This window comes from Ferrimonas sp. SCSIO 43195 (assembly GCF_023716685.1).
Taxonomy (GTDB): domain Bacteria; phylum Pseudomonadota; class Gammaproteobacteria; order Enterobacterales; family Shewanellaceae; genus Ferrimonas; species Ferrimonas kyonanensis.
The window spans coordinates 1392198-1417585 of record NZ_CP072679.1 but is presented as its reverse complement, the minus strand read 5'-3'; the positions used below and the strand labels follow the sequence as shown (position 1 = coordinate 1417585).

The following is a 25388-nucleotide window of genomic DNA, read 5'->3' as shown; positions in this document are numbered from 1 at the left end:
AATGCTATCTGTGGTCATCGGCCTCAACTCGGTGTGGATAGCGTTGACGGACGTCCGCCTGCGGCGGATCTCCAACCTGCAGACCGGCCTGATGTTGCTGGTCTGCGGGACTCTGGCCCTGAGTAGCGGGCAGGGATGGGTCGGCCTGCAAAGCCTGGCTCTGGCCTCTGCCATCGGCGTGGTGCTGTTTGTTTTGGGCGTCTGGGGCGGCGGCGATACCAAGTTGTATGCGGCCATGGCCCCCTTGTTTAGCCCCACTGAACTGCTGTACGCCAGTGTGTGGATGATGGGATTTGGCGGCCTGCTGGCCGTGTTTTACCTGATTAAATATCGATTGATCAACCGGAGCAAGGAAGACCCCGGCTTACCCTATGGCCTGGCCATACTGCTTGGCATGGGATTCCAGCTTCTGATCTCTGCGCTAACCTCTTAACCCAGCTGCGGCGAACAGATTATGAGTTCAAAAGTCACTTTTGCCATTGCCTTTCTGGCGGTGGTGTTCGGCCTCTATGGCATCCTGGATCGGATCGGCGGCAACGACGCCCCGGCCACCCCGCCGGAGCCGGTGATCAAGATGATCACCCTGTGGCAAGCCACTGTGCCCCTGGTGGCGGGACAACACCTCAACCAGGGCGACCTGAAGCGCCTGAGTTTACCCGAAGCTGACGCTCGTCAACTCGGTGTCGACGGCGATGTCACCCTGACCCTGACCCCAAGTACTCTTGTCAGCACGGCGCGACACGCCAACGACTGGGTGTTTCCCGAGCACCTGAGTCAGCCGGACAATCCCGGCTACCTGGATCTGCTGACCAGCGACGGTATGACCCTGTATCCGTTAAGTATCTCAGCCAAGAACTTGATTGATAACTACATTCGCCCCGGTGATTACATCGACATTCTGGCGGTGGGCTCCCCCCACACCAACCTGTCCAACGCCACCGTGGAGCTGACCAATTTCAACGGCGTCCACGCCGGCCTGCTGCTGCAGCGGGTCAAGGTGCTGGCCCTGGACAACCAATCCGATGCCCCCATTAATCCCAGAGTCGACAGCGCCGGCGCTCTGGAGGCCATCGTGGTGATCGAAGTGGCGCCGGAATCCCTGGCCAAGCTGTCGTTGGCACAACGGACCATGTTCATCGAAATCTACCGCAGCCAGCAACAACACCCAATCCCCGACGCCGATGTCAGCGACGTGATCGTCAATTACACCGGCGTCAAAGAGCTGCGTGGCAGCCAGAGCCAAACCAGTCTGCCGGAGATATTCTGATGTTGATTTCCCCCCGCTCCCTGTGCCTGTTGCTGAGCCTGGTGCTGCTGCCCTGGATCACTCTGGCCGCCGACCGCGCCCTGCCCCTCAATGACGCCGTCAGCCTCGGCTTTGACAGCGACGTCGGCACCGTGTTCATCAGTCAGCCCAGCATCGCCGACTACAAGGTGCTCGATAACCGCCAGGTGGTGGTATTTGGCCAGGCGCTGGGCCAGGCCCGACTGATCGTCTACGGCAAGCAGGGGCAGATACTGCTATCCGAACTGCTGCACGTCGATCTGGATCTGGCGCCGATTCAGCGTCAGCTGTCGCTGCGCTACCCGGAATTGTCGATTCAGCTGGATGCCGTCGGCGAACAGGTGGCCATTCGAGGCACGGTATTTACCACCCAACAACGGGATGAGATCTACGCCCTGGTGGCCGGCTTGCTCGGCCGCGAGCGCATCGACCGCTTCAGCGAAACCGAAGTGCTGGAGTTCGATAACGGCATGAAGGAGAGTGGCCTGGCCACCTTCCATCGCCTGTATACCTATCAGGGCATTGTCGAAGGCCTGACTCTGGATCGCCCGCAGCAGGTGAACGTTAAGATTTCGGTGGCCCAGGTCACCGACGAATTCAACGAAACCATCGGCGTCGACTGGTCCTCGGTAGGCCAGTTGCCGGGCACCTTTACCTTTGACGACTTCAAGGCCGCCGATCTGTCCACCATCATTACCGCCCTGGGAGACGATTCTCTGGCCGAAGTGCTGGCGGAGCCAAACCTGACGGTGATCTCTGGCGAGTCCGCCAGTTTCCTGGTGGGGGGCGAAGTCCCCATCATCGTGACCAACAGCAACTCCACCACGGTAACCTTCAAGGAGTTTGGCATCGGCCTGGATCTGACCGCCAAAGTGCTCAGCGATGAACAGATTCGACTGCAGCTGGCGCCCGAGGTCAGTGCCATCGAAGGCTACGTGCGCTCGGTTGGCATCGAAGTGCCGCAGCTGAGTTCTCGCCGCGCCATGACCACCATTGAGCTGGGGGACGGCGACAGCTTTATGCTCGGCGGCCTGATGAACAGTGAAGAGATTGAAGAGCTGAGCCGAGTGCCACTGCTAGGAGACATTCCCTATCTGGGCAGCGTATTCCGCAAAAGCACCACCACCCGGCGCAAAACCGAACTGGTGATCATTGCCACCGTCAACCTGGTCAAACCCAGCTCGCCAGACAGCCTGGTGCTGCCGCACATTCAGCGCTCCAGCACCCTGAGCCGCTGGTTCAACATAAAAAACCCCACCAATGGCAACGACACTCAGCAACAGGCGTTGACTCTGGATCTGCTGCAGCGCGGAGGCTTTATCCAATGACCCATCCATCCTTGCTTGTGCCCCTGGCGCTGCTGGCAACCCTAATGCTGTCGTCCTGTGCCGATCACGCCTACGACGCGCCGGGCAGCGAAGCGCTGGTGTACGCCGAGACTCACAGCTTTGCCATCGACGTCGATGCCCAGCCGGCGAACGGGCTGTCGCAAAAGCTGGTGGCTCTCAGCCATCAGTTTGATGCCGATGCCAGCGATTTTACTCTGGCCCACCAACCGGGCTGGCAAGGTCAGGCGAAGCGACTGCGCCAAGCCCTGATCGACGGCGGCCTCAACCCACAGCGCGTTCAGGTTCGGTCCGACGCTCACCTGCCTACGCCGCTGCAACTGACGGTGCAACTGTGGCGCACGGCGGTTGAACCCTGCCGGCCACATCGATTGGATCAGCCCTACCCCAGGCTCGGCTGCGCCACCAACGCCAACCGCATCACCCAAACCATGAATCCGGCCAACCTGTCTCAGGGAGAACACTAGTCATGTTTGATCTCGCCAAAGCGGTCAGCGCATCGACCAAGAAAGAGCAGCAGGACACCGGCCCCGGTGGCTGCAGCCTGTTCTATCAAAGCCCGGAAGTTCATGAGTTGATCGAGGAGATCTGTCGCTTTGAGGGCTGGCCGGCGCCGGAGTGCCAGCGGGAGTCCCACTCCAGGATTGCGGTGGACAAGTTGCAGGATCTGGTGATTCTGGAGTTGAACCAATCCAATGATGTGGTGGCCGATGCCCGCCGCTTTGCCAGCCAGATGCCCAACAAGAGCGGCATCGTGGTGGTGGGCAAGGAGAACGCCATTACCACCTTGCGCGAACTGAAGGCGATGGGCTTCTACTACCTGTTTTGGCCGGTAGACAAAAAAGAGTTCACCGATTTCCTGCGCCACGTGCACAGCAATCAGAAAAAATTCTCCGGGGTCAGCCAGAACCGCAAAGCCAAGCGCATCTCGGTGATCGGCACTCGTGGCGGCACCGGCACCACCCTGATCGCCACCGAGCTGGCCTCGGCCCTGGCCGGCTCCGGCGCCGAAACCCTGTTGGTGGATCACAAATACCTCAACAGCAACATCGACATCATTTTGTGTCGCAAGGACATCATCAAGACCGATGTCAAGAACATCGCCGTGCAACTGCACGAGCTGGACGAGGATGCCGCCTTCAGCTACCTGACGCCCATCAGCAAACGGCTGCACCTGCTGGGCCTGACCGGCAACCGGCCACAGAAAGATCTGATGGAGTTCAGTCACTCCATCGGCGACCTGCTGCTGCGCCGCACCAATTTCATCGTCGAAGACTATTCCGCCTCGGTCGACTTCCCTCTGGATGTGGCGGTACTGGCCAAGCGCAGCGACATGGTGGTACTGGTGCAGGAGCCCTCGGTGACCTCGCTGCGCAATGCCCAGCGAATCATGGAGCAGCTCGGCAAAATCACTCTGCCCAATGGCGCCGAAACCCGGCTGCTGACGGTGGTCAATTATCATCGACCCGACGGTGCCTTCTCCCTCAACCTGCAAGAGATGCAGCAGTTTCTGGAGGCGGAGATCGACATCGTCATTCCGTTTAACAAGCAGTTCGCTCACATGGTGCTGGAGGGGCGGCGATTGCATAAACAGGAGAGCGGCAAACAGAAACCGCTCACCGCCCTGTATCAACTGATCAATGGCCAACTGGCCCCCTCAAGGACCTCGCCCCTGAGCCTGTTCAAAGAGGTGTTTAAACGATGAGCACCAGCAAGGCGATCTACGCCGATTTTCGCACCCGCATCTTCGAAGTTCTGGACGCCAGTGCCATCTCCGGCATGGACCGCCAACAACTGACCGGCCAGATAGAGGGCGCCGTCGGCGTGCTGGCCAACAACTACCCCAGCCCGGTTCCGGCGGTGATGCGGGCCGGCCTGGTCAAGAACCTGGTGGACGAACTGGTGGGACTGGGGCCGCTGCAGCCACTGATGGAAGACGACAGCATCACCGACATCATGGTCAACGGCGTCAACGACATCTTCTTTGAGCGCGGCGGCCGCCTGCACCGCTCCGAGTTGTCGTTCGTCAACGAGCAGCAGTTGGTGGAGATTGCCCAGCGCATCGCCTCCCGGGTCGGCCGGCGGGTGGATGAGTCCTCGCCGATGGTGGACGCCCGCCTGGATGACGGCAGCCGGGTCAACATCGTCCTGAAACCCATCGCCCTGGACGGCACCACCATCTCCATTCGCAAATTCCGCGAGCAGAAGATTGGCCTGGAAGACATGGTGAAGTACGGCACCCTGTCCGAGCCGATGGCCCGAGTGCTGATGATCGCCGCCCGCTGCCGTCTCAACGTAGTGATTTCCGGTGGTACCGGCTCGGGGAAAACCACCCTGCTCAATGCCCTGTCCCAGTACATCGCCGAAGATGAGCGCATCCTCACCATCGAGGACGCCGCCGAACTGCGGATGATGCAGCCTCATGTGGTGCGACTGGAAACCCGGGCTCCCAGCGTCGAGAACACCGGAGCCATCACCCAGCGTTCTCTGGTAATCAACGCCCTGAGGATGCGGCCCGACCGCATCATCCTCGGCGAGTGCCGCGGCCCGGAAGCCTTTGAGATGCTGCAGGCCATGAACACCGGCCACGACGGCTCCATGTCGACCCTGCACGCCAACTCGCCGCGGGATGCCCTGGCTCGAATTGAATCGATGGTGATGATGGCCAACCTCAACCTGCCGCTGACCGCCATTCGCCGCACCATCGTCTCTGCCGTTCATCTGATTGTCCAGGTCAGCCGCATGCGTGACGGTTCTCGAAAAATCACCAGCATCTCCGAAGTGGTGGGGTTGGAAGGCGACAACGCGGTGATGGAGGAGCTGTTCCAATTCCACTCCGATGAACACCAGGCCAAGGACAAAATCAGCGGAGAGTTCGTCTCCTCCGGCCTGATGCAACGTTCGGTATTGATGAAACAAGCCTCCTACTACGGTCTGCAGGAGGAGTTGATGGAAGCCTTCCATAGCGGGGTGCCGGCATGAGTCTGTACATCGCCTGCCTGCTAGGTGGCCTCGCCCTGTTGCTGTATGGCAAGACCAGACCCGATCCCAAAGCGGCGTTCCTGAAGCCGGAGCAACAGGTGCAGGAAAAAACCCCTTTGGCGGTCAATCTGAAAAACTTGGGAAAATCCCGCCTCTACCTGAAACTCAAAGAACTGGCCGATCCCGCCCTGGATCTGCTCGGCGACGGAGCCTGGATCAAGATTGGCGCCTTCCTGACTCTGGTGTTCTCCGGCGCCACCTTTGCCAATCAGAAGTGGCTGCAACTGCACCCACTGCTGCTGCCGGCGCTGATCACCCTGGCGGCCTTCATCTGGGGCTGGAGCTTTATGCTGCGGCGCCGTAAAACCAAGTTTGAAGAAACCTTCCCCGATGCCCTCAACATCATGATGAGTGCGGTCACCGCCGGTGACAGTGTCACTCAGTCCATCACCTACGTCGGTAAGACCCTGGACAACACCATCGGCCGCGAATTCAAGCACGTCGGCGAGCGACTGAAACTGGGCGAACCCCCGGAATCGGTGTTCAAACGCTCCTGCAAACGCTTTCCCTACCCCGCCTACCTGTTCTTCGTGGTGACCATCCGCGCCAACATGACCCGGGGTGGTCAACTTAAAAACGTCATGGCTCGCCTGATTCGGGTACTGGTGGACTCCCGCGCCATGGAGAAGAAAAAGATGGCCCTGACCTCGGAAGCCAGACTGTCGGCCAAAATCGTCGCCGCCCTGCCGCTGGCGTTCATGGGGATCATGCACCTGATGAACCCCGATGACCTGCAGTTTGTGCTGTTCCACCCCGATGGTCGCTGGATTCTGTTTTACGTGCTCGGCAGCGAAGCCCTGGGCCTGACCATTATCTGGCTGCTGGTGCGGGGAGTGCGCTGATGGTGTATCTGACCCTGTTTATAGCCTTCAGCCTGGCCCTGGCACTGCTCGCCACCCGGGCCATCAACCAGCGGGCCCGGGAAGCCCGCATTCGCCAATACCTGACCCCAAAGGACGGCAGCGCCATCAGTTGGCTGAACCAGTTCCTCGGCACCCTCGGGCAAAACCAGCAAAAAGAGGTGCAGCAAAAGCTGATCGAAGCCGGCATCTACCAAGGCTCACTGGCACGCTACTTCATGCCTGCCAAGTACGTGCTGCTGGCATTGACGCTGTTGACCGTGGTGCTGGTCGACCTCAGCCAGACCAACAAGATCCTGCTGGCCGCCCTGTCGCTGATCACCATCATCGTGATGCCAGACCTGCTCCTGGGGCTGAGAAAAAAGTGGCTGATCACCAAAACCGCCCGCCAGTTGCCCTACATGCTCGACATGATGGCGGTGTGCATTCAGACCGGCATGACCATCGAAGCTTCATTCCGCTATCTGGGCGAGGAACTGCAGGCTTTCGACAAGGACCTGTGCTACCAGATTCGTCGCACCTCCGATGCCGCCAGCATCAAGGGACTGGAGAAGGCCCTGCACGATCTGAGCGAACGTCTGCCCACCCCGGAGGTGCGCAGTTTCGCCTTTACCCTGATTCAAAACCTGCAGTACGGCACCTCCATCGCCAAGGTGCTGGGCGACCTGTCGGAAGACATGCGTCGAATGCAGGTTCTGAGCATGGAGGAGAAGATTGGCAAACTGTCGGCAAAGATGAGCATTCCGCTGATCCTGCTGATCATGTTTCCCATCGTCATTCTGATTCTGGCACCGGGTATCTCCCAGTTAATGATGGAGTTTGGTCAATGATGCGCGTAACCCTTCTGGCGCTGTGCGTCGCCCTCGGCGGCTGCGCCGCCACCGACGTCCGCAAAGACCCCGAAGCTCAGCTGACCGCCGCCGCCAACTACGGCGGCCTGATTCAGCTGTACAAATCTCAACTCAGTCAGCAACCGGATCAGCCTCAGCTGCTACTGAAACTGGCCCGCAGCTACTACCTGAATCACGATCTGGAATCGGCCCAGTTCTACCTCTCCCACTTAAGCGACCTCGGCAGCGACCTGCCCGAGCAATACTTGCTGCAGGGGAAAATTCACGGCGATCGTCAACAGTATCAGGCTGCTTACCTTAACTATCAGAAGGCCGAACAACGGGGACTGACAGAGTCCGAGCTGGCCTTGCGTCAAGGGGTTGCCCTGGCGCAGCTTAAGCGCTTCGACGAGGCCGAACGGGCCTTCAATCTGGCCCGGCTCCGAGGTCACGATGAAGTGGCGGTGAAAAACAACCTGGCGATGCTGCAGATGCAGCAAGGGCACTACCAACAGGCGGTAGCACTGCTGGAGCCGGTGTACCGCGCCCACCCGGACGTCCCCCAGGTGCAAGCCAACCTGGCGCTGTCGCTGGTAAAAAATCATCAACTGGAACAGGCACGGCGACTGTTGGCCAGCCTGTATCCGCAACAGCCACTGGCGCCGCTGATTCAGCAGCTGCAACAGTTGTGAAGGTGACTCCATGATTCGGCGACCCAACAAGCAAAGAGGCGTACTGAGCATCGAGTTTGCCCTGGGCGCCTTCGTGCTGTTTCTAACCACCTTTGCCATCTTTGAGATGAGCCGGTTTATCTACATCATCAACCTCACCGAGGCGGCACTGTCGGAGTCGGTGCGCGACACCAAGGTGTTCGAATCCGAACGCATGAACCTGTCCTACAGCCAGCGCCTGTCGGCCATGTTCAGTCAACAGGGACAGGTGTGGCACAGCCTGGTTGAAGTGAATCGCTATCACTTCAGTCGCCATGAATACCCCAGCCTGCAAGCACTGGAAGACAACACTCCCAGCGTCAATTGTCCACGCTGTCCCATCGTTCAAATCGAACTGAGTTACGACTATCAACCGGTGTATTTCGTCGGCGCCGTGGGCAACCGCACCATTCGCCGCTCGCTGCTGTCGGTTCAGGAACATGAGGGCTGGCAAGATGCACAATAATCACCAACGAGGCGCCTTTGCCATTGAGATGGCCTTTGTACTGGCGTTTCTGGCGATGCTGTTCCTGTTCAGTACCGACCTGTCACAGCAGTTGCTCAACCGCACCCGCCTCGACCGGGTCAGCTATTCCCTGGTCAATGTGGTCAAAGAACGCACCCGTTTCTACGCCGGCCGAGAGCCGGTCAGTCAGCAGGATTTCGATCAACTGACCCAGATCGCCGCCCGACTGCTGGCACGGGAAAGCCTTGAACTTTCGAACAGCTTTGGCATCGCTCTGCAATCCCTGGTGGATGGCCAACCAATGCGCTTCAGCAACAGCTACCTCGACGCCCTCCCCTGTCTTCCAGAGCAGGACATTCAGGCCCTCTCCGAACTGGTGCCGGAAAACGATGCCGGCAAGCGCTACCCCCTGTACCAGGTGACGCTGTGCCTGAACTCACAAGCCTGGTTCGATAAGGCCGCTGGCGACCACCTACTGGCTTCCAGCTCAACCATGGTGGGCCGCTGATGAAGACCCGGATAACGCGACAACGGGGCGTGGCAGCCATCTATCTGGTATTCCTGTTGATCCCTCTGTTTGGCATGGTATTTCTGGCCATCGAGGGCACCCGCTACATTCAGAAGAAAAACCGGTTGGCGGACGCCGCCGAGGCGGCAGCACTGGCGGTGTCCATCGCCAACCGCAGCGCTCCCGGTGCCGGCGGCCAGACACCTCAGGCCTACGCCAACCACCTGGCCGAGCAATACGTTCGCGCCTACGTGCGTCACATCGACGCCGTCGACCAGCTGCAGGTGCAAAAAACCGAAGGCACCGAGGTGATCGAAGAGGAGGAGATGGAATACATCCAGTACCGGGTCACCGCCACCACCCAACACCAGTCCTGGTTCGCCAGCGACGCCATTCCCAGCTTTGCAGCCAAAGAGCAGATTGCCAACCGGGCGGTGGCCAAGAACTACCCCATCAAGCAGGAGCGCAATCTGGACATCGTGTTTGTGGCGGACTTCTCCAACTCCATGAACCGCGGCTGGAACAGCTACAAAACCAAGATTCAGGTACTGAAAGAGGAGATCAACGCCATCACTGCCAGCCTGCTGTCCTCCCAGGCTAAGGCCGATGGCTTCGATCACCGCGTCGGCTTTGTGCCCTTTAACATGCGCACCAGCGAGCGCATCGGTAACAGTCAGCGCTGCATTACCCAACTAAGATACCGAAACAAGAGTAACACCAGTACCGAGGTCAACTACGAGTCAGTCCACTGGCAGCACTGGGGCAACTACTCCTACAACGACGCCTACTACTGCGCCAACAACTACAACAGCTACTACTGCCATGGCCGCTCCCGGGCCGAGGCCCGCACCGTACTCAAGGTATTCGATGCCGCCAAAACCGAAACCGGCAACTCAGACGCCTACTATCTGGACCCCTTTGATTTCATCGCCTTCCAGAAATCGGTCAATAAGGTGTTTGAGAAAAAGACCAGCCGCGCTCATCTGCACCCCAATCAATATCAGAACCTGTACGGCTGGGGCCTGTGCGAAACCGACTTTACTACCCTGGAGCTGGCTAAAACCCCACCCAAAATCAATAGCATGGATGCCAACGGTTATACCGCGGTATTTCAGGGGCTGATGCGCGGCGCCCAGGTGCTGGCGGATGGCATCCCCTCGGCAGCCGCATCCGAAGCGGTCCAGGAGGAGTACAAACGCCGGGCCAAGATGATCATCATTCTCTCCGACGGCTCCGAGCAACCGTTTCACGACACTTTCGGCAAGCTGGTGGACAAGGGGTTGTGCACCACCATCCGTGACAAATTCAAAGGCAGTGACCTGCCGTTGTACATCGGCGTGCTCGGCATCGCCTATCAGGCCACCGAGCAGCGGGCGTTTGAGCGCTGCGCCAATGAAGTGATCGACGTCAACCGCTCCGGTGATCTCAAGAAGAAAATTGAAGAGCTGATCGCCAAGGGTGCCCGCACCGATGGCATCAGCCGTCTCTACTACCGACATTCAGGGTAACGGACTATGAAAATCCCTCTGTATCTGCTCTCTGTGGCCCTGCTGGCCACCCCGACCCTGGCCAGCCAGGATCCGAACTCCCGCCTGCAACAACTGTGTGCGCTCGACGACTATCAGATTCAACACCGGGTACAGATTGAGCAAGCCAGCATCATCGGCAGCAACCGCGACACCCGCCTGCAGATCAGAGAACCGCTGGCATCAGACCCGGCTCTGCCGGTCCCCAGCCAGCCCATCGACCTGGGCCAGGACTGCCTGGAGTTTCTGGGCGCCGAAGGCCTGCTTAACACCGATCCCCTGGCCCGCATCTACTTTGATTTCGACCGCAGCGATCTGACTCCGGCGTCGGTGGCAATTCTGAAAGAGGTGGCCCAGAGATTAAAACACGCCCCCCGGGCCATCGCGGTTACCGGCCACACCGACGACCGTGGCAGCGCCAGTTACAACCAACAACTGGGTCTGGCCCGGGCCGATACCGCCAGCCGTGCGCTGGTAGAGATGGGGGTCGACGAATCCAACCTGGACAGCACTAGCGCCGGCGAAAGTCAGCCCTGGAAAAGCAACGACAGCAGCGAAGGCCGGGCCGCCAATCGTCGAGTGGAGATTCGCCGCGACTGACCCGCCCCAAACACAAAAAACGGCACCAATAGGCGCCGTTTTTTTTCATCAATGTGCCAGTTAGCAGCCGCTAAGGGTAATGGCCTGACGGTGGAATACCGACCACTTAGAAGCGGTGAGTAAGAGAAAGAGTATCCATCATCTAGCCCAAGGATACCGGGAAAAAGACGACACCTTTTTGCAGGTAACAGCCACTTTTCCCGGTAATACACGGTGGTTCTGTGTTGCTGATTGTTAGTTTTTCTCTGTCGCCAGCCCTCCCTGTTGGTTAAGGTTTTGGGCCTCGCCAAAGTTGGTGTCAAGGTCAGTGGTCGTGTCGGTTTCTTTGGCGATGGTTAAATAGACGCAGGGCAGCACGAACAGCAGCAGCAGGGTGCCCACCACCATGCCGCCCACCAAGGTGATGCCGATGCTGTTACGGGCGGCGGCGCCGGCGCCGGTCACCAGCACCAGCGGGAAGTGCCCCAGCACGGTGGCAAAGGTAGTGATCATGATGGCGCGCAGTCGTGTCTGGGCCGCCTGGCGCACTGCCTGCAGTCGGCTCAGTCCCTGGTTTTGCAACTCTTTGGCAAACTCCACCACCAGAATGGCGTTGCGAGCGTTCAGCGCCACCAAGGTAACCAGGCCAATCTGGACGTAGATGTTCATGGTGGTCAGGCTTAAGAAGCTGAAGCTTAACGCACCGCTTAGCGCCAATGGCACCGAGCCGAGCAGCACAATCCAGGGCAACCGGAAGCTGTTGAACTGCACCGTCAGCAGCAAGTACACCATCACCAAAGCCGCACCGAGTACCGACAGCAAACTGCTGCCTTCGCTGCGAAGCTGGCGGGAAACGCCGGCATAATCCACTTGGTAGTGCGCTGGCAGAAGCGCCTCGGCAGCCTGTTCCAGCGCGGTTAACGCCATGTCATTAGTGACGCCAGGAACGATCCCTCCCTGAATGCGAAAGGCCCGTTGCTGGTTAAACTTGCCCAGCGTCTTGGGGCCCGCCTCGGCGGTGAGGGTGGCGATGGCACGGAGGGGAATCCACTCACCACGATCATTAACCAGGGTCTGATCCATCAGGTCTTCTGGATTGAAGCGGGTGCCGATGTCGAGCAAGGTGATGACTCGATAGGACTTGCCGTCACGGTCGAAGCGATTAACGAACTGCTCTGAGTTCATCGCTTTGAGCTGATCACTGACGCTTTGCATGGTCAGGCCCAAATCCGCCAGTCGATCGTTATCAAACTGCAGCCTGGATTGTGGCAAATTCACTTTAAGATCGGTGGTCACAAACATAAACAGGCCACTGTCATAGGCGGCGGCCAGCAACTGGTAGGCATAACCTTCCATACTTTGGTAGTCGTCGGCGCTTTGTACCACTATCTCCACATCAAACTGACCCGCTGTCGGCAAGGCTGGGTGCAGCACCGGCAGCACGCTAAGGCCGGACAGGCTACGAAGACGCTGGTAAATCTGCGGCAGCATCTCATGGTCGCTTTGACTGCGCCGTTCGAAGTCCACCAGGCTGATGCCACCGAACCCGGAGTTGGGCGTCAGCACCTGCCAGATGCTCTCATTGCCTTCCACCGACGCCAACACATCGACCACCTGGTCCATTTGGGCATTGGTGTAGTCGATGGAGGCGTGCGCCGGGGCTTCGACAATCAGCAGCATGCCGTTTTGATCCTCGGCAGGGGCGAGTTCTTTCTGTGACAGCAGGTAGAATGGCAGCATCATCAAGGCAAACAGGGTCGCCAAGGTCAGCAGTTGCGGGCGGTAGCCGAAGCAGCGGTCAAGCACTCGGCCATAGCCGGCTTGCAGACGCTCAAACTGGGTATTGACCCGAACGCTCAGGGAGGTCTGCCCCGCCTGAGTGGCGTCGGTCTGACTGCGGAATACTCGGGCGCTTAAGATGGGCGACAAGGTTAAAGCCACCACGCCGGAGATGGTCACCGCGCAGGCTAAGGTGAAGGCAAACTCCCGAAACAGGCTGCCGGTTAAGCCACTGACAAAGCCGATGGGCAGATAGACCACCATCAAGGTCAGAGTCATGGCAATAATCGGCCGCAACAGTTCTTTGGAACTGGTGAGTGCGGCCTCGATGGGCCTGTGCCCCTGGCGTATATATCGAGCGACATTTTCTGCCACCACAATGGCGTCGTCGACCACCAGACCCACCGACAGTACGATGGCCAGAATGGTGAGCAGGTTTAACGAAAACCCCATGGCCCAGATCACCGCAATGGCGCCAAGAATCGACAGGGGAATGGTCACCAGAGGCACGATGGCGGTGCGCAATGAGCCCATCAAGGCCATCACCACAATGCCCACAACCACCACGGTTTCCAGCAAGGTGATGACAATCTCCTTCAGGGCTTGGCGCATATAAGTGGTGCCATCGTAGGCGATGTTAATTGCAAGGCCATGGTCCAGAACCCCGTTAATCTGATCGAGCATTGGGTAGAGATCGTCACCAATGGCGATCTCATTGGCACCGGGTTGTGGCCAGACGGCAATGAACACCTGCTGCTGTTTGTCGACGCGGGTGGTTTCTGAGCCGGTGCTTTCGCCAAGCTCAACTCGGGCGATGTCCCCAAGGCGAACCACAGTGCTGCCGTCGTTTAACAGAACCAGATCTCGAAACGCCTGAGGGGTTTTCAGCAATGAGTTGCTCAACACGTTGATCTGTTGACTGGGGTTTTCTGTTTTGCCCAATGTCGCCAATACGTTATTGGCCTCTAGGGCTTGCCATACCTGGTGGGCGCCCATGTTAAGAGCTGCCAGGCGAATTGGATCCAGCCAGATGCGCATGGCCGGGTCGCGATCGCCATGCAGACCGATTCGCTGAACGCCGTCGATGGCGGACAGGCGTGGGATCACCTGCCGCTTTAAGGTGTCGGTTACCTCGGACCGAGACAGGTTGCCACTCGCCACTGCCAGATAGAATACGGCGCCGGAGCGATCGGCGCGCTGCACGGTAATTGCCGGGTCTTCGGCACTGGTGGGAAACTCGTAGCGGATTTGATTCAGTTGGGACGTCAACTGAGCCAGTGCCTCGGTATTATCGGCGCCCTGCTGCAGCCACACGGTCACCAGACTCTGACCGGCCGTGGTTTGCGAGTCCACATAATCGACTCCGGGCACCGTCATTGCTACCCGCTCGATGGGGTCGGTGATAAAGCCCTGAACCACATCGGCGGAAGAGCCTTCAAAGCGGGTGGTGATCACGAAAGAGGCACTGTTCAGCTGAGGGAATTGCAGCACCGGAATTTTGGTCATCGCCAGCAGGCCACTGAGAATCAGCAACAGGGTAATGACCAGGGACAGGGCTGGCTTTCGAATAAAGATGCTCATCCGTGATTACTCCTCGTGTTGAGAGAGTTGGCTGCCGATTTCAGGCTGTGGCGAAGGCGGCGCAATATTCACCAGCACACCAGGGTAGAGCTTAAAGGCGCCATTCGCCGCCAGTTGTTCACCACCACTGAGGCCTTGGCTGAGCAGGGCGTAGTGCTCGAACTGGCGATACAGAGTCACCGGCTGGCGCTGAGCTCGAATCGCATCGGGTTCGGCTTCAGAGTGGTTTAGCAGATAAACAAAGTTGCCATAAGCGTCGCGCTGAACGGCTTCCAGTGGCACCTGTTGCAGTGACCGCGGTGCACCGTTTGGCGCAATAACCCTGACCGCCTGGTTGTGGGTCAAGTCATGCTTTTCAGGGAGACGGCTGCGGTAGCGCTGTGTACGGGTATTGGTGTTGATGGTGGTGTCACTGGCGATCACCGTTGCCGTCATCGGCGGGGCGTTTTGGTACTGCCCACTAATCGTCACTTCGGCGCCCAAGGGAAGTTTGGAGTAAAACTGAGGAAGCTCAAATTCGACCCAGGTCCACGGCTGGGTGCCACTCAGAGTGCCGATTTGGGTGTTGGCGTTCAGGTAACTGCCCGGCTCCAATTGAAACAAGCCCACAGTGCCAGCAAACGGCGCTCTGAGGGTTTTCTTATCGATGGTACTTTGCAGCAGATCCAATTCGGCTTCGGCGATCTCCAGTTCGGCGATCAGTTCATCTTGTTGCGACTGGCTGGCGGCCTGAGTTTTTTTAAGAGCCCGAATCCGCTCGAGCTTCAGCTTGGTGTGCTTGAGTTTGGCTCGTGCTGAGCGTTGGCGGGCCAGCTCTTCGCTGATCTCCAGCAGCAGCAGCAGTTGCCCCTTTTCAACCTGTTGCCCTGGCTTGACCGCAATCTGGCCGACTCTACCAGCAAGTTCGTTGCTGATCACCAGATGCTCAGGCATCACCACTTCGCCCATAACGGTGAGCTGTGGCTGATGCTGCACCGTGTGTGCGGTGGCTGACGTAACGGTCTCAGAGTGTTCGGGAAAGTGCTCAACCATGGCCATGGCAGAGCGAATTTCAAACGCTTTATAAGCGGCAAACGGAGTAATCAATAACGTGGAGATGAGCAAAGTCCCACCCCAGCGGCGTAGTTTAGTCATGATGGCCTCATATTAAAACTCGGGCAGCACTACGGTTTAGGTTAAGTAGCTGACCACCCTGAAGTTAAAATATGCGAGTCTAGTGTTGCCGACCCGGCTGCCATCTGTGTCTGGGAAAGATCACAAACTTACACCCTGGAATGCTCGCCCTTAGGCGGTGCACATTTATTACGCTCTCGCGTACCATCAATCGCTCATCGCTGTATCGCATTCAAATTGTCACCGCCAACCGACTTGTCCCTTGGTTGGGGCAAGGAAAGTCTAATTGAAATGGCAACCCGTTTACAACATTGACATTTCCCCTCAATTGCTAACAGCCACACCACCACCATAACATTCACTTTGAATCATGCCGCAGTTACAGCAACTGCCATCAACTGGGACAAGCCGTCACAGGCCACGCCAACCGGCGCCTTGGCAGCGCCCCCTAACGAGCCAAACCTGGACAGTCGGCGCAGCGGCAATAACCCGCCCCAAACACAAAAAACGGCACCAATAGGCGCCGTTTTTTTTCATCAATGTGCCAGTTAGCAGCCGCTAAGGGTAATGGCCTGGGCCACTTTGTCTGCACCGCTGGGGCGGGTCAGTGACAGGTAACACTGAGTCGCCTTGGCTTTGGTCACCATGGCGTTGGAGCTTTCACCGTCCACCAACGAATCGAATCCGGAAGGTACTACCACCACCTCGGTTTCCATGGCATCGCCCACTACCACAAAACCATCAATGTCCATCATGCCGTGGAGGTTATGGGGAGTCAGCTTAATGGTGCCATGAGCAGAGGACACCAACTCGACGTTGTTGTCGTCGTACAAGGCCTGGCTGGTGGCCGCATTCATATCCAGCCCCTCCAGCTTGAACTTGGTAATCACCAGCCGCTCCGCTTCGGTAAAGGCGCCGGCAAAAGCGTTCAGACTCTGCTGTCTGGCTTCTGAGGAGGGGGCAATCAATGATGGCGCCGCCACCACCGCCAACACCGCCAGCACCACGATAACGATAATCAGTTCAACCAGGGTAAAGCCCCGGGGCTTAGCAACCACGTATGCCATCTAAGAACTCACATTGGAAAGGAAAAACAGGGGGCACCGGGCGGTGCCCCTTTGAATCAGGCTTTCTTAAACAACAGAGAGCCGTTGGTACCACCAAAGCCGAAGGAGTTACACAGGGCGTACTCCAACTCGGCCTGACGCGCAACCGGACCGACGAAGTCCAGATCGCAGCCTTCATCCGGGTTGTCCAGATTGATGGTCGGTGGCACCTGCTGATCACGCAGGGCCAGGATGGTGAAGATCGATTCAACCGCACCGGCGGCCCCCAACAGGTGACCGGTCATGGATTTGGTGGAACCCATCATCAACTTGTAGGCATGTTCGCCGAACACCGACTTAACGCCGTTAACTTCGGCGATATCACCGGCAGGCGTAGAGGTGCCGTGGGCGTTGATGTAACCCACCGATTCTGGCGCCACACCGGCGTCATTCAGGGCATTGGTCATCGCCGCCGCCCCACCACGACCGTCACTCGGTGGTGACGTCATGTGGTGGGCGTCGCCACTCATGCCAAAACCAACCAGTTCGGCGTAGATCTTGGCACCGCGGGCCTTGGCGTGCTCGTACTCTTCCAGCACGATCATGCCGGCACCGTCACCGATCACGAAGCCATCGCGGTCTTTATCCCAGGGACGGCTGGCCTTGGTGGGCTCGTCGTTGCGGGTCGACAATGCCTTGGCTGACGCGAAACCGCCCACCCCCAGTTCGGTGGTGGCCATCTCGGCACCGCCGGCAATCATCACGTCGGCATCGCCATAGGCAATCATCCGCGCCGCGTGACCGATGTTGTGTACACCGGTGGTACAGGCAGTGGTGATGGCGATGTTCGGGCCAGTAAAGCCGTACATGATCGACAGGTGACCGGCAATCATGTTGATGATGGTGGATGGCACAAAGAACGGTGAGATGCGGCGCGGGCCGGATTTAACAAACTGGCTGTGATTGGCTTCAATCAACTGCAGTCCGCCCATGCCGGCACCGATGGCAGCACCGATGCGATGGGCATTAGTGTCGTTCACTTCCAGTCCGGAATCCTTGAACGCCTGCATGGACGCGGCCATTCCGTACTGAATAAACAGGTCCATCTTGCGGGCATCTTTCTTGGAAAGATAAGCCTCAATATCAAAATCCTTGACCGAGGCAGAGAAGCGGACAGCGAATTCGCTGGCATCGAAGTGGCTGATGGGCGTGACACCACTCTGACCGGCCAGTACGTTGGCCCAGGTAGTATCAACGTCATGGCCAACTGGGGTAACCGCCCCAAGGCCTGTGACCACAATGCGGCGCTTGGTCATTTTTATTCTCCGTCAGAAACAAAAACAGGCGGCCCAAGCCGCCTGTTTTAAAATTCGTCGGCTTACTGGTTAGCCGTTACGTAGTCGATCGCTGCCTGAACGGTAGTGATCTTTTCTGCTTCTTCGTCAGGAATCTCAGTATCGAACTCTTCTTCCAGAGCCATTACCAGCTCAACGGTGTCCAGAGAGTCAGCACCCAGGTCATCAACGAAAGAAGCTTCAGCTTTTACGTCGTCTTCTTTCACGCCCAGCTGTTCGATAATGATCTTCTTAACGCGTTCTTCGATGTTGCTCATAGTCTTCGCTTTCCTATTAATTTTACGCCATTGCGTAGAGTTGCGAGTAGTTTATTCGATTCGTCTGACAATGCAAGTCACGCTTTTGTGGTCAAACCACGGAGATGACTTCATTTAGCCGAATTTCGCTTCAAATTAGCTACTGGATCACGGTTTCAGCCTAAATTAGGCCATTACCATTCCGCCGTTGACGTGCAGGGTTTCGCCTGTGATATAGCTTGCACGATCTGACGCCAGAAATACAACCGCATCAGCAATTTCTTTGGCCTGACCCAAACGGGCCACCGGCACCTGGCTCATGATGGCTTGTTTCTGGTCATCATTAAGCTCTTCGGTCATGTCGGTCTGGATGAAACCCGGAGCCACCGCGTTGACGGTAATGCCACGGCTGGCAACCTCTTTGGCCAGCGACTTGGTAAAGCCCAGCAGACCGGCTTTAGCGGCACAATAATTGGCCTGGCCGGGGTTGCCCATGGTACCCACCACGGAACCAATGTTGATGATTCGACCGGCGCGCTTTTTCATCATCGCCCGCAGTACCGCCTTGGAGGTGCGGAACAGGGAGGTCAGGTTGGTGTCGATGATGTCGCACCACTCCTCTTCCTTCATCCGCATCATCAGGTTGTCACGGGTAATACCGGCGTTGTTCACCAGAATATCGATATCACCATGTTCGGCCTTAATCGCCGCAAAAAGTTCCTCAACGGAGCTCTGTTCGGTCACATTAAGGACCATACCCTGGCCATGAGTCCCCAGGTACTCGCTGATGGCGGCGGCGCCGCGCTCGCTGGTGGCGGTGCCGATCACCTTGGCGCCGGCAGCCACCAGAGTTTCGGCAACCGCGCGACCGATGCCACGGCTGGCGCCGGTTACCAGGGCCACTTTTCCGGTCAAATCGATGCTAATGGTCATGAGAAGTTTATTCCTTATTATAACGCCGCAGCTAAAGTTGCTGGACAGTTCAGCGCCGCAGCGGAGATCGTCTTGTTAATTCGTTTCGCCAGACCGGTCAGGACCTTGCCCGGCCCGCATTCGTAGGTAGTTTCAATCCCTTGCTCAGCCATGGCGTTGATGGTTTCGGTCCAGCGAACCGGGCTGTACAGCTGTCGAACCAGTGCCTGACGAATGGCATCGGCATCGGATTCGGCGGTCACATCAACGTTGTTGATCACCGGCACCTCTGGGGCACTCAGGGTCAGATCATTCAACGCCAGTGCCAGCTTGTCGGCAGCAGGCTTCATCAGGGCACAGTGAGACGGCACGCTGACCGGCAGCGGCAGCGCACGCTTGGCGCCGGCTTCCTTACACAGGGCACCGGCACGTTCCACGGCGTCTTTTTCACCGGCAATCACCACCTGACCCGGGCTGTTGTAGTTCACCGGCGACACCACCTGCCCTTGAGCGGCCTGCTCACAGGCGGCAGCAATGGCGTCATCATCCAGGCCGATAATGGCATACATGGCACCGGTTCCGGCTGGAACGGCATCCTGCATCGCCAGGCCACGCAGTTCCACCAGTTTAATGGCGTCTTTAAAATCCAGTACACCGGCACACACCAGGGCGGAGTATTCACCCAGGCTGTGGCCCGCCATGGCCGCTGGAACCGCGCCACCGGCCTGACGGTAAGCGCGGTACAGCGCCACACTGGCGGCCAGCAACGCAGGCTGAGTACGCTGGGTCTGATTCAGATCCTCGGCCGGGCCCTGGCTAACCAGGTTCCACAGGTCATAGCCCAGCACCTCTGAGGCCTCGGCAAAAGTCTGACTGACGACCTCGTTTTCTGCGGCCAGTTCGGCCAGCATGCCAACGGTTTGGCTTCCCTGACCGGGAAATACGAATGCAAATTTAGACATGATGAATCCTTAGAATTTAACCAGGGCCGAGCCCCAGGCAAAGCCGGCACCAAAGGCTTCCAGCAACAACACCTGACCGCGTTGAATACGGCCATCACGGACCGCCACATCCAGGGCGATCGGCACCGAAGCCGCCGAAGTGTTGCCGTGTTCGGCCAGGGTCAGTACCACCTGGTCCATGCCCATGCCCAGCTTTTTGGCCGTAGCCTTGATGATGCGATAGTTGGCATTGTGGGGAACCAGCCAGTCGATCTCCGACTTGTCCATCTGGTTGTCCACCAGAGTCTCTTCCACCACTTGGGCCAAGCGGGTAACGGCGTGCTTAAACACGTCATTGCCCTTCATAAACATGTATTCCTCTTCGCTGGTTGCGCGAGGGGTCTTGCTGCGAACCGGGTTGGCCGCTTTTAGCAGTGGGCCATGGCGACCATCCGCATGGATGTGGGTCGACATCACGCCGGGCTGCTCAGAAGCACCAACCACGGCGGCACCGGCGCCGTCACCAAACAGGATGATGGTGGAGCGGTCATCCGGATCGCACAGGTCTGCCAGGGCATCGGCACCGATCACCAGCACCTTCTGACAGGCACCGGATTTCACGAACTGATCCGCCACTGCCAGGGCATAGATAAAGCCACTGCAGGCCGCCGCCACATCAAAGGCAGGAATGCCCTGAATGCCCAGCATCGCCTGCACTTCACAGGCCGCAGACGGGAACGCATTGGCGGCACTGCAGGTGCCACAGATGATCATGTCGATCTCGGACGCGTCCACCCCGGCCATCTCCAGCGCCTTTACCGAAGCCTGATGGCTCATGTAGGACACCGTCTCTTCGCCGGTGGCGATATGACGCTGGCGAATGCCGGTGCGCTCCAGGATCCACTCGTCGGTGGTGTCCACCATTTGTTCCAGATCGGCATTGGTGCGGATCTGGGTGGGCAAGTAGCTCCCAGTACCTAAAATTTTTGTATGCATAGGAATATCAACAGGATTTTTCTAGTAGCACCGACTCGAGTCGAGCTTTGATTTTGCCAGGCACCTGCCTTTGAACCTCCGTTATGGCCTCTTCGATGGCACGCAAATAGGCCATCTCATCGGCGTTCCCGTGGCTCTTTACCACAATATGGCGCAATCCTAACAGACTAGCACCGTTATAGTGGTCGGGGTTCATTTGCAAAAAAAGCTTTTTTAATCGCCCTTTCAGCAGCCAGCTCAAGCAGCGGGCCACCAGATTCTGATTCACCGACTGTGCAATCTGGTGCATCAGCAGGCGGGCGATCCCTTCGGTGGTTTTAAGAGTGACGTTGCCGACAAAGCCATCGCAGACGATCACGTCCGCGTCACCGGTAAAGATTCGGTCGCCTTCGACAAAGCCAGTGTAATTGATGTGGGGAGTACTCTGCAGCAACCTTGCTGCTTGCTGAACCTGATCGTTACCTTTGATCTCTTCGGTACCGATGTTAAGCAGGGCCACTCTCGGATTGGGGTTGTCCGCGACCTGTTCCGCCAATACGGCCCCCATGACCGCAAATTGAAACAGGGCTTCCGAGTCGCAACAGGCGTTGGCGCCCAGATCCAGCAGGTAGACCGGCTGTCCATGCATGCTGGGTAGTGCGCTGACTAAAGCCGGCCTGTCTACCCCGGGCAGGGTTTTGAGTACCACCTTAGCCATGGTCATCAGTGCACCGGTATTGCCGGCACTGACGCAAGCGTTGGCCTGGCCATTGGCCACCAGGTCCAACGCCAACCGCATCGAACTCTGCTTCAGTCGCCGCAGGGCATGCAAGGGCTTGTCGCCCATCTGCACCACCTGCTCGGCATGCAAAATCTGCAACCGAACGGATTCGGACGCATGATGCTGACGTAACAGAGAGAGAATCTCGGGGCGATCGCCCACCAGAATAAGATGCAGGTCGGAATAAACCGACAGCGCCTGCAAAGCTGCAGGCACTGTCACATGGGGGCCGTGATCGCCCCCCATGGTATCTAACGCTAGGGTTAGATGAGTCAAGATGGCATCAACTTACTTGTTGATTACCTTCTTGCCACGGTAGTAACCGTCGGCAGTCACGTGGTGACGACGATGAGTCTCACCAGAAGTCGCGTCTACAGACAGTTGACACTCAGACAGAGCATCGTGTGAACGACGCATACCGCGACGTGAACGAGTCACTTTACTTTTTTGTACGGCCATGGCCCCAATCTCCTAATTACTTACTTTTAAGGTTTTGTAACACCGCAAAGGGATTCGGACGCTCTTCTTCAGGACTGACGGGTGGCAATTCACCCACGACGATCTCAGTTTCAGGACGGCTGCAATCAGCCAGATCATGCATAGGCATCATCGGTACGGCCAACAACAACTCGTCTTCCACCAATTCCTGTAGTCTAATCTCGCCGTGCTCATTGAGTTCGACGGGATCGTAAGCATCCGGGAGCTCTTCGACCTGTGAATCGTCGGTCACAGGACTGTATGCGAATTCAACTGCGATAGGATGCTGAAAAGTTTCCATACAGCGCTGACACGTCAGAGTGAGCTCCGTCACAGCCTTCCCCTTGAGGTAGACTATCCCCTGGATGTCAGTGCCGCATTCAACGGACACTTCAGCATCAGTGCAATCGCCGGAACTCACACCAATCAAACGCTTCAGGTGCTTGGCTCGAAGGATACCTTCATAGCTAAGACCCCGTTGAGCAGCTCGTTTTGGGTCGAGCGATACCGGAATTTGAACATTCTGCATAGGGCGCGCAGTTTATAGATTGAGTTCCACAGAGTCAAAGAATATTTTAGACCCTGAGTTCCCATTCGGACACGCTGTAATCAGCGCCCCGCCTTAGTTTACTCGCCACATCAACATCACCACAACCCGGTCGATTCCACTGATCGCCTCTTTTGTCCCTATTCAGTACCCCGCTCTCACTCCTGACCCTGTTGCCGAGGCCGATCACAAAGCGGGTAAAATGGCCCCTCAGAATCCAATTCGGCCGAATCTGTGACCATTTTCTATCGAAGTTTGCCCCGGCATTGAACCAGATCAAAAACCCACCATTCGCCCTTATGGTGATTTCGAATCTCATCTGCTAGTCTTGCGGCCTGAAAATTTGTATCAACTTTTGAAGTGTCATCATGAAAAAGCCGCTTATCCTTGGCTCCACCTCACCTTTTCGACGCCAGATTCTCGAAAAACTGAATCTTCCTTTCCGTTGTGAAAAGCCTGAGGTCGATGAAACCCCACTGGACGATGAAACCGCCTACCAACTGGTGATGCGCCTGGCCGAAGCGAAAGCCCGCGCCGCTGGCCAGAGCCACAACGATGCCTGGGTCATCGGTTCCGACCAAGTTGCCGTCATCGACGATGAGATTCTGGGTAAACCCGGAACCCACGACAACGCCGTCGAACAACTGCAGGCCGCCAGTGGTAAGAAAGTCACCTTCTATACCAGCTTGTGCCTGCTGAACACCGACACCGGTGAGAGCCAGGTGGATGTGGAAACCTTCAAGGTCTACTTCAAAAACCTCAGCCTGAAGCAGATTGACGCCTACCTCAATGCCGAGCAGCCTTATAACTGTGCCGGCAGCTTTAAGAGCGAAGGACTGGGCATCGCCCTGTTCGACCGTCTCAGCGGCCGCGATCCCAATACGTTAATGGGGCTGCCATTGATTCGCCTGACCGAAATGCTGCAAGCGGAAGGGTTCGACGTGCTGCGTGCCCAGGCGGACCTTGCCTCCTGAATGCAGTCATGATAAACCTGTTCTGATTAACTTTTAGTCAGAACGGGTTTATGGAACAGCGATTCACCTCATTTCAGGAATTTTACCCCTTCTATTTAGGGGAGCACCAAGATCGCCGCTGCCGCGTGTTGCACTACATCGGCTCGACACTGGTGTTATTGACCGCCGGCATTGCCGTTGCCTCGGGTCAATGGCTGCTGCTGTTGCTACTGCCGCTGATTGGCTATGGTTTTGCCTGGGCAGGCCACTTTGGTTTTGAAAAAAACCGTCCGGCCACCTTTAGCTACCCCTTCTACAGTTTGCTGGCCGACTGGGTGATGCTCAAAGACGCCATCACCGGCGAACTGGAACCCAAACTCAAACAGCTGCAGGCCCTTAAACACAAGCCAATTCGGTGAAACCTGAGTCATTGGTCCCTGAGCCGAAAACCGGGTTCGCGAGTCGGCTCGCAACGGCATCATTGACGCTACCCTCATTCACCAGCAATAAGATACACTGACGCCCTTCCCGAACTGCACGTATCTGAAATCACCATGAGCCAAGCCCGGACTGGCAATGCCTTGGCGGCATTGTCTTTTGTTCTATGGGGCATTTTGCCTCTGTACTACCACTTTCTGCCCCAGGCCAACATGAATGAGCTGCTGGCGATCCGCATCATTACCTCGGTGCCGGTGATGCTGCTGCTGATTCGATTGCTGAGTCGCAAGCCGATGCCACTGACGGCGGTGGTGGCAGATCGTCGCTCCCTGGGGTTATGCCTGCTGGCTTCCCTGTTGATGTGCGTCTCCTGGTACAGCTTTACCTACGCCCTCACTCACGGACAGGTACTGGCTGCCAGCCTGGGGTTTTTCATCAACCCCCTGGTTGCCATCGCCCTGGGGGTGTTCTTTCTGAGCGACCGGCTGTCGCCGGCACAGTGTATTGCGGTGGTACTGGCCACCCTGGGCATCGGCTATCAAGTCTATCAATATGGCGAATTGCCGTGGATCTCTCTGCTCATGGGCTGCTTTTTTGCTCTGTATGGACTGGTAAAAAAGTACATCCGCTATGACTCCCTGACCTCGGTGGCGGTGGAGGCGGTACTGTTAACCCCGCCGGCACTGGCGTTTCTGCTGTACGCTCAGGCCACCTCAGGCTTATCGTCCCTTGGCGGCAGCACCAGCACCCTGCTGCTGTATCTTGGCGCGGGTCCCATCACCCTGGCGCCGCTCATTTTGTTCACTCTGGCCATCAACCGCACCTCGCTGACCATGGTAGGGCTGATGCAATACATCGAACCCAGCCTGCAGTTCTTGCTGGCCACCGTGCTGTTTGCCGAGGTGTTTGATCAAGTTAAAGCCGTCACCTTTGGCCTGATCTGGCTGGGGCTGTTGCTGTGCTCGGTGGAAGCCCTGACTCAGCAGCGGCGGAAACGACGGCTGCACCCTTAGACCCTGGTCACACTAAATCCGCCGATGAGGTTCAAAGTTTTTCCATTGCACCCCCCTTACCAGCGACAGGGGTGATAGGGTTTACCGAT

Annotated in this window: 27 protein-coding genes; 16 read left to right on the top strand and 11 right to left on the bottom strand. The window is 57.6% G+C overall.

What is annotated here, in order from left to right; all coding sequences use genetic code 11:
* The first annotated feature begins 1 nt into the window (after nt 1).
* From J8Z22_RS06850 to J8Z22_RS06790, 13 genes are read left to right on the top strand one after another with little or no spacing between them, the layout of a single operon-like run.
* Nucleotides 2-433 carry a prepilin peptidase gene (locus J8Z22_RS06850; protein WP_051252757.1) on the top strand — a complete coding sequence of 144 codons (432 nt, stop codon included), beginning with the start codon at nt 2-4 and terminating at the stop codon, nt 431-433.
* A gap of 21 nt (nt 434-454) precedes the next feature.
* The gene (gene cpaB / locus J8Z22_RS06845) at nt 455-1267 is read left to right on the top strand and encodes a Flp pilus assembly protein CpaB (protein ID WP_252009654.1); all 813 of its coding nucleotides are present in this window, start codon (nt 455-457) and stop codon (nt 1265-1267) included.
* Nucleotides 1267-2613 carry a type II and III secretion system protein family protein gene (locus tag J8Z22_RS06840; RefSeq protein ID WP_252009652.1) on the top strand — a complete coding sequence of 449 codons (1347 nt, stop codon included), beginning with the start codon at nt 1267-1269 and terminating at the stop codon, nt 2611-2613. The genes cpaB and J8Z22_RS06840 overlap by 1 nt, the downstream gene beginning before the upstream one ends.
* The gene (locus J8Z22_RS06835) at nt 2610-3098 is read left to right on the top strand and encodes a hypothetical protein (RefSeq protein ID WP_252009650.1); all 489 of its coding nucleotides are present in this window, start codon (nt 2610-2612) and stop codon (nt 3096-3098) included. The genes J8Z22_RS06840 and J8Z22_RS06835 overlap by 4 nt, the downstream gene beginning before the upstream one ends.
* A 2-nt stretch (nt 3099-3100) precedes the next feature.
* Nucleotides 3101-4336, top strand: a complete 1236-nt coding sequence (locus tag J8Z22_RS06830) for a chromosome partitioning protein ParA (protein ID WP_252009648.1) — start codon at nt 3101-3103, stop codon at nt 4334-4336.
* Entirely contained in the window at nt 4333-5613 is a 1281-nt protein-coding gene (locus tag J8Z22_RS06825; RefSeq protein ID WP_252009645.1) for a CpaF family protein, read from the top strand. Before J8Z22_RS06830 ends, J8Z22_RS06825 begins: the two co-directional genes overlap by 4 nt.
* A complete protein-coding gene (locus J8Z22_RS06820; protein WP_028113703.1) occupies nt 5610-6515 on the top strand; it encodes a type II secretion system F family protein in 906 nt (301 codons plus the stop codon). The genes J8Z22_RS06825 and J8Z22_RS06820 overlap by 4 nt, the downstream gene beginning before the upstream one ends.
* Nucleotides 6515-7363, top strand: coding sequence for a type II secretion system F family protein (locus J8Z22_RS06815; RefSeq protein WP_252009643.1), 849 nt, complete (start codon nt 6515-6517; stop codon nt 7361-7363). Before J8Z22_RS06820 ends, J8Z22_RS06815 begins: the two co-directional genes overlap by 1 nt.
* Nucleotides 7360-8055, top strand: coding sequence for a lipopolysaccharide assembly protein LapB (locus J8Z22_RS06810; RefSeq protein WP_252009641.1), 696 nt, complete (start codon nt 7360-7362; stop codon nt 8053-8055). Before J8Z22_RS06815 ends, J8Z22_RS06810 begins: the two co-directional genes overlap by 4 nt.
* A gap of 10 nt (nt 8056-8065) precedes the next feature.
* Nucleotides 8066-8539, top strand: coding sequence for a TadE/TadG family type IV pilus assembly protein (locus J8Z22_RS06805; protein ID WP_028113706.1), 474 nt, complete (start codon nt 8066-8068; stop codon nt 8537-8539).
* Nucleotides 8529-9047 carry a tight adherence pilus pseudopilin TadF gene (tadF, locus tag J8Z22_RS06800; protein WP_252009639.1) on the top strand — a complete coding sequence of 173 codons (519 nt, stop codon included), beginning with the start codon at nt 8529-8531 and terminating at the stop codon, nt 9045-9047. The genes J8Z22_RS06805 and tadF overlap by 11 nt, the downstream gene beginning before the upstream one ends.
* Entirely contained in the window at nt 9047-10555 is a 1509-nt protein-coding gene (locus J8Z22_RS06795) for a TadE/TadG family type IV pilus assembly protein (RefSeq protein WP_252009637.1), read from the top strand. Before tadF ends, J8Z22_RS06795 begins: the two co-directional genes overlap by 1 nt.
* 6 nt (nt 10556-10561) lie before the next feature.
* On the top strand, nt 10562-11173 hold the full coding sequence (locus J8Z22_RS06790) for an OmpA family protein (protein WP_252009634.1): 612 nt from the start codon (nt 10562-10564) through the stop codon (nt 11171-11173).
* A 234-nt stretch (nt 11174-11407) separates the two neighbouring features.
* Here J8Z22_RS06790 and J8Z22_RS06785 read toward each other — a convergent pair whose 3' ends face one another.
* From J8Z22_RS06785 to yceD, 11 genes are all read right to left on the bottom strand, one after another.
* Nucleotides 11408-14512: an efflux RND transporter permease subunit gene (locus J8Z22_RS06785; RefSeq protein WP_252009632.1), complete on the bottom strand. Its 3105-nt coding sequence runs from the start codon at nt 14510-14512 to the stop codon at nt 11408-11410.
* 6 nt (nt 14513-14518) lie between these two features.
* Complete coding sequence (locus tag J8Z22_RS06780; RefSeq protein WP_252009630.1) at nt 14519-15646, bottom strand: efflux RND transporter periplasmic adaptor subunit; 1128 nt, start codon at nt 15644-15646, stop codon at nt 14519-14521.
* A gap of 527 nt (nt 15647-16173) precedes the next feature.
* Nucleotides 16174-16692 carry a prepilin-type N-terminal cleavage/methylation domain-containing protein gene (locus J8Z22_RS06775; RefSeq protein WP_252009628.1) on the bottom strand — a complete coding sequence of 173 codons (519 nt, stop codon included), beginning with the start codon at nt 16690-16692 and terminating at the stop codon, nt 16174-16176.
* 56 nt (nt 16693-16748) lie between these two features.
* Nucleotides 16749-17987: a beta-ketoacyl-ACP synthase II gene (fabF, locus tag J8Z22_RS06770; RefSeq protein WP_252009626.1), complete on the bottom strand. Its 1239-nt coding sequence runs from the start codon at nt 17985-17987 to the stop codon at nt 16749-16751.
* Between the two features lie 62 nt (nt 17988-18049).
* The gene (gene acpP, locus J8Z22_RS06765) at nt 18050-18283 is read right to left on the bottom strand and encodes an acyl carrier protein (protein WP_028113710.1); all 234 of its coding nucleotides are present in this window, start codon (nt 18281-18283) and stop codon (nt 18050-18052) included.
* 165 nt (nt 18284-18448) lie between these two features.
* Nucleotides 18449-19195, bottom strand: coding sequence for a 3-oxoacyl-ACP reductase FabG (gene fabG, locus J8Z22_RS06760; protein WP_028113711.1), 747 nt, complete (start codon nt 19193-19195; stop codon nt 18449-18451).
* A gap of 17 nt (nt 19196-19212) precedes the next feature.
* Complete coding sequence (gene fabD / locus J8Z22_RS06755; protein ID WP_252009625.1) at nt 19213-20136, bottom strand: ACP S-malonyltransferase; 924 nt, start codon at nt 20134-20136, stop codon at nt 19213-19215.
* A 9-nt stretch (nt 20137-20145) separates the two neighbouring features.
* A complete protein-coding gene (locus J8Z22_RS06750; protein WP_028113713.1) occupies nt 20146-21111 on the bottom strand; it encodes a beta-ketoacyl-ACP synthase III in 966 nt (321 codons plus the stop codon).
* Nucleotides 21112-21118: 7 nt separating this feature from the next.
* Nucleotides 21119-22147 carry a phosphate acyltransferase PlsX gene (gene plsX / locus J8Z22_RS06745; RefSeq protein WP_252009623.1) on the bottom strand — a complete coding sequence of 343 codons (1029 nt, stop codon included), beginning with the start codon at nt 22145-22147 and terminating at the stop codon, nt 21119-21121.
* A gap of 12 nt (nt 22148-22159) precedes the next feature.
* Nucleotides 22160-22330, bottom strand: coding sequence for a 50S ribosomal protein L32 (gene rpmF, locus J8Z22_RS06740; RefSeq protein WP_084144486.1), 171 nt, complete (start codon nt 22328-22330; stop codon nt 22160-22162).
* A 16-nt stretch (nt 22331-22346) separates the two neighbouring features.
* Nucleotides 22347-22877, bottom strand: a complete 531-nt coding sequence (gene yceD, locus J8Z22_RS06735) for a 23S rRNA accumulation protein YceD (RefSeq protein WP_252009622.1) — start codon at nt 22875-22877, stop codon at nt 22347-22349.
* Nucleotides 22878-23263: 386 nt separating this feature from the next.
* Here yceD and J8Z22_RS06730 point away from each other — a divergent pair, with 386 nt between their 5' ends.
* The 3 genes from J8Z22_RS06730 to rarD all read left to right on the top strand — a co-directional run bounded on the left by J8Z22_RS06730 (nt 23264) and on the right by rarD (nt 25299).
* Nucleotides 23264-23869, top strand: coding sequence for a nucleoside triphosphate pyrophosphatase (locus J8Z22_RS06730; RefSeq protein ID WP_028113717.1), 606 nt, complete (start codon nt 23264-23266; stop codon nt 23867-23869).
* A gap of 50 nt (nt 23870-23919) precedes the next feature.
* Nucleotides 23920-24267, top strand: coding sequence for a DUF962 domain-containing protein (locus J8Z22_RS06725; protein WP_051252760.1), 348 nt, complete (start codon nt 23920-23922; stop codon nt 24265-24267).
* Nucleotides 24268-24402: 135 nt separating this feature from the next.
* A complete protein-coding gene (gene rarD, locus J8Z22_RS06720) occupies nt 24403-25299 on the top strand; it encodes an EamA family transporter RarD (protein WP_252009621.1) in 897 nt (298 codons plus the stop codon).
* The last annotated feature ends 89 nt before the right edge of the window (nt 25300-25388 follow it).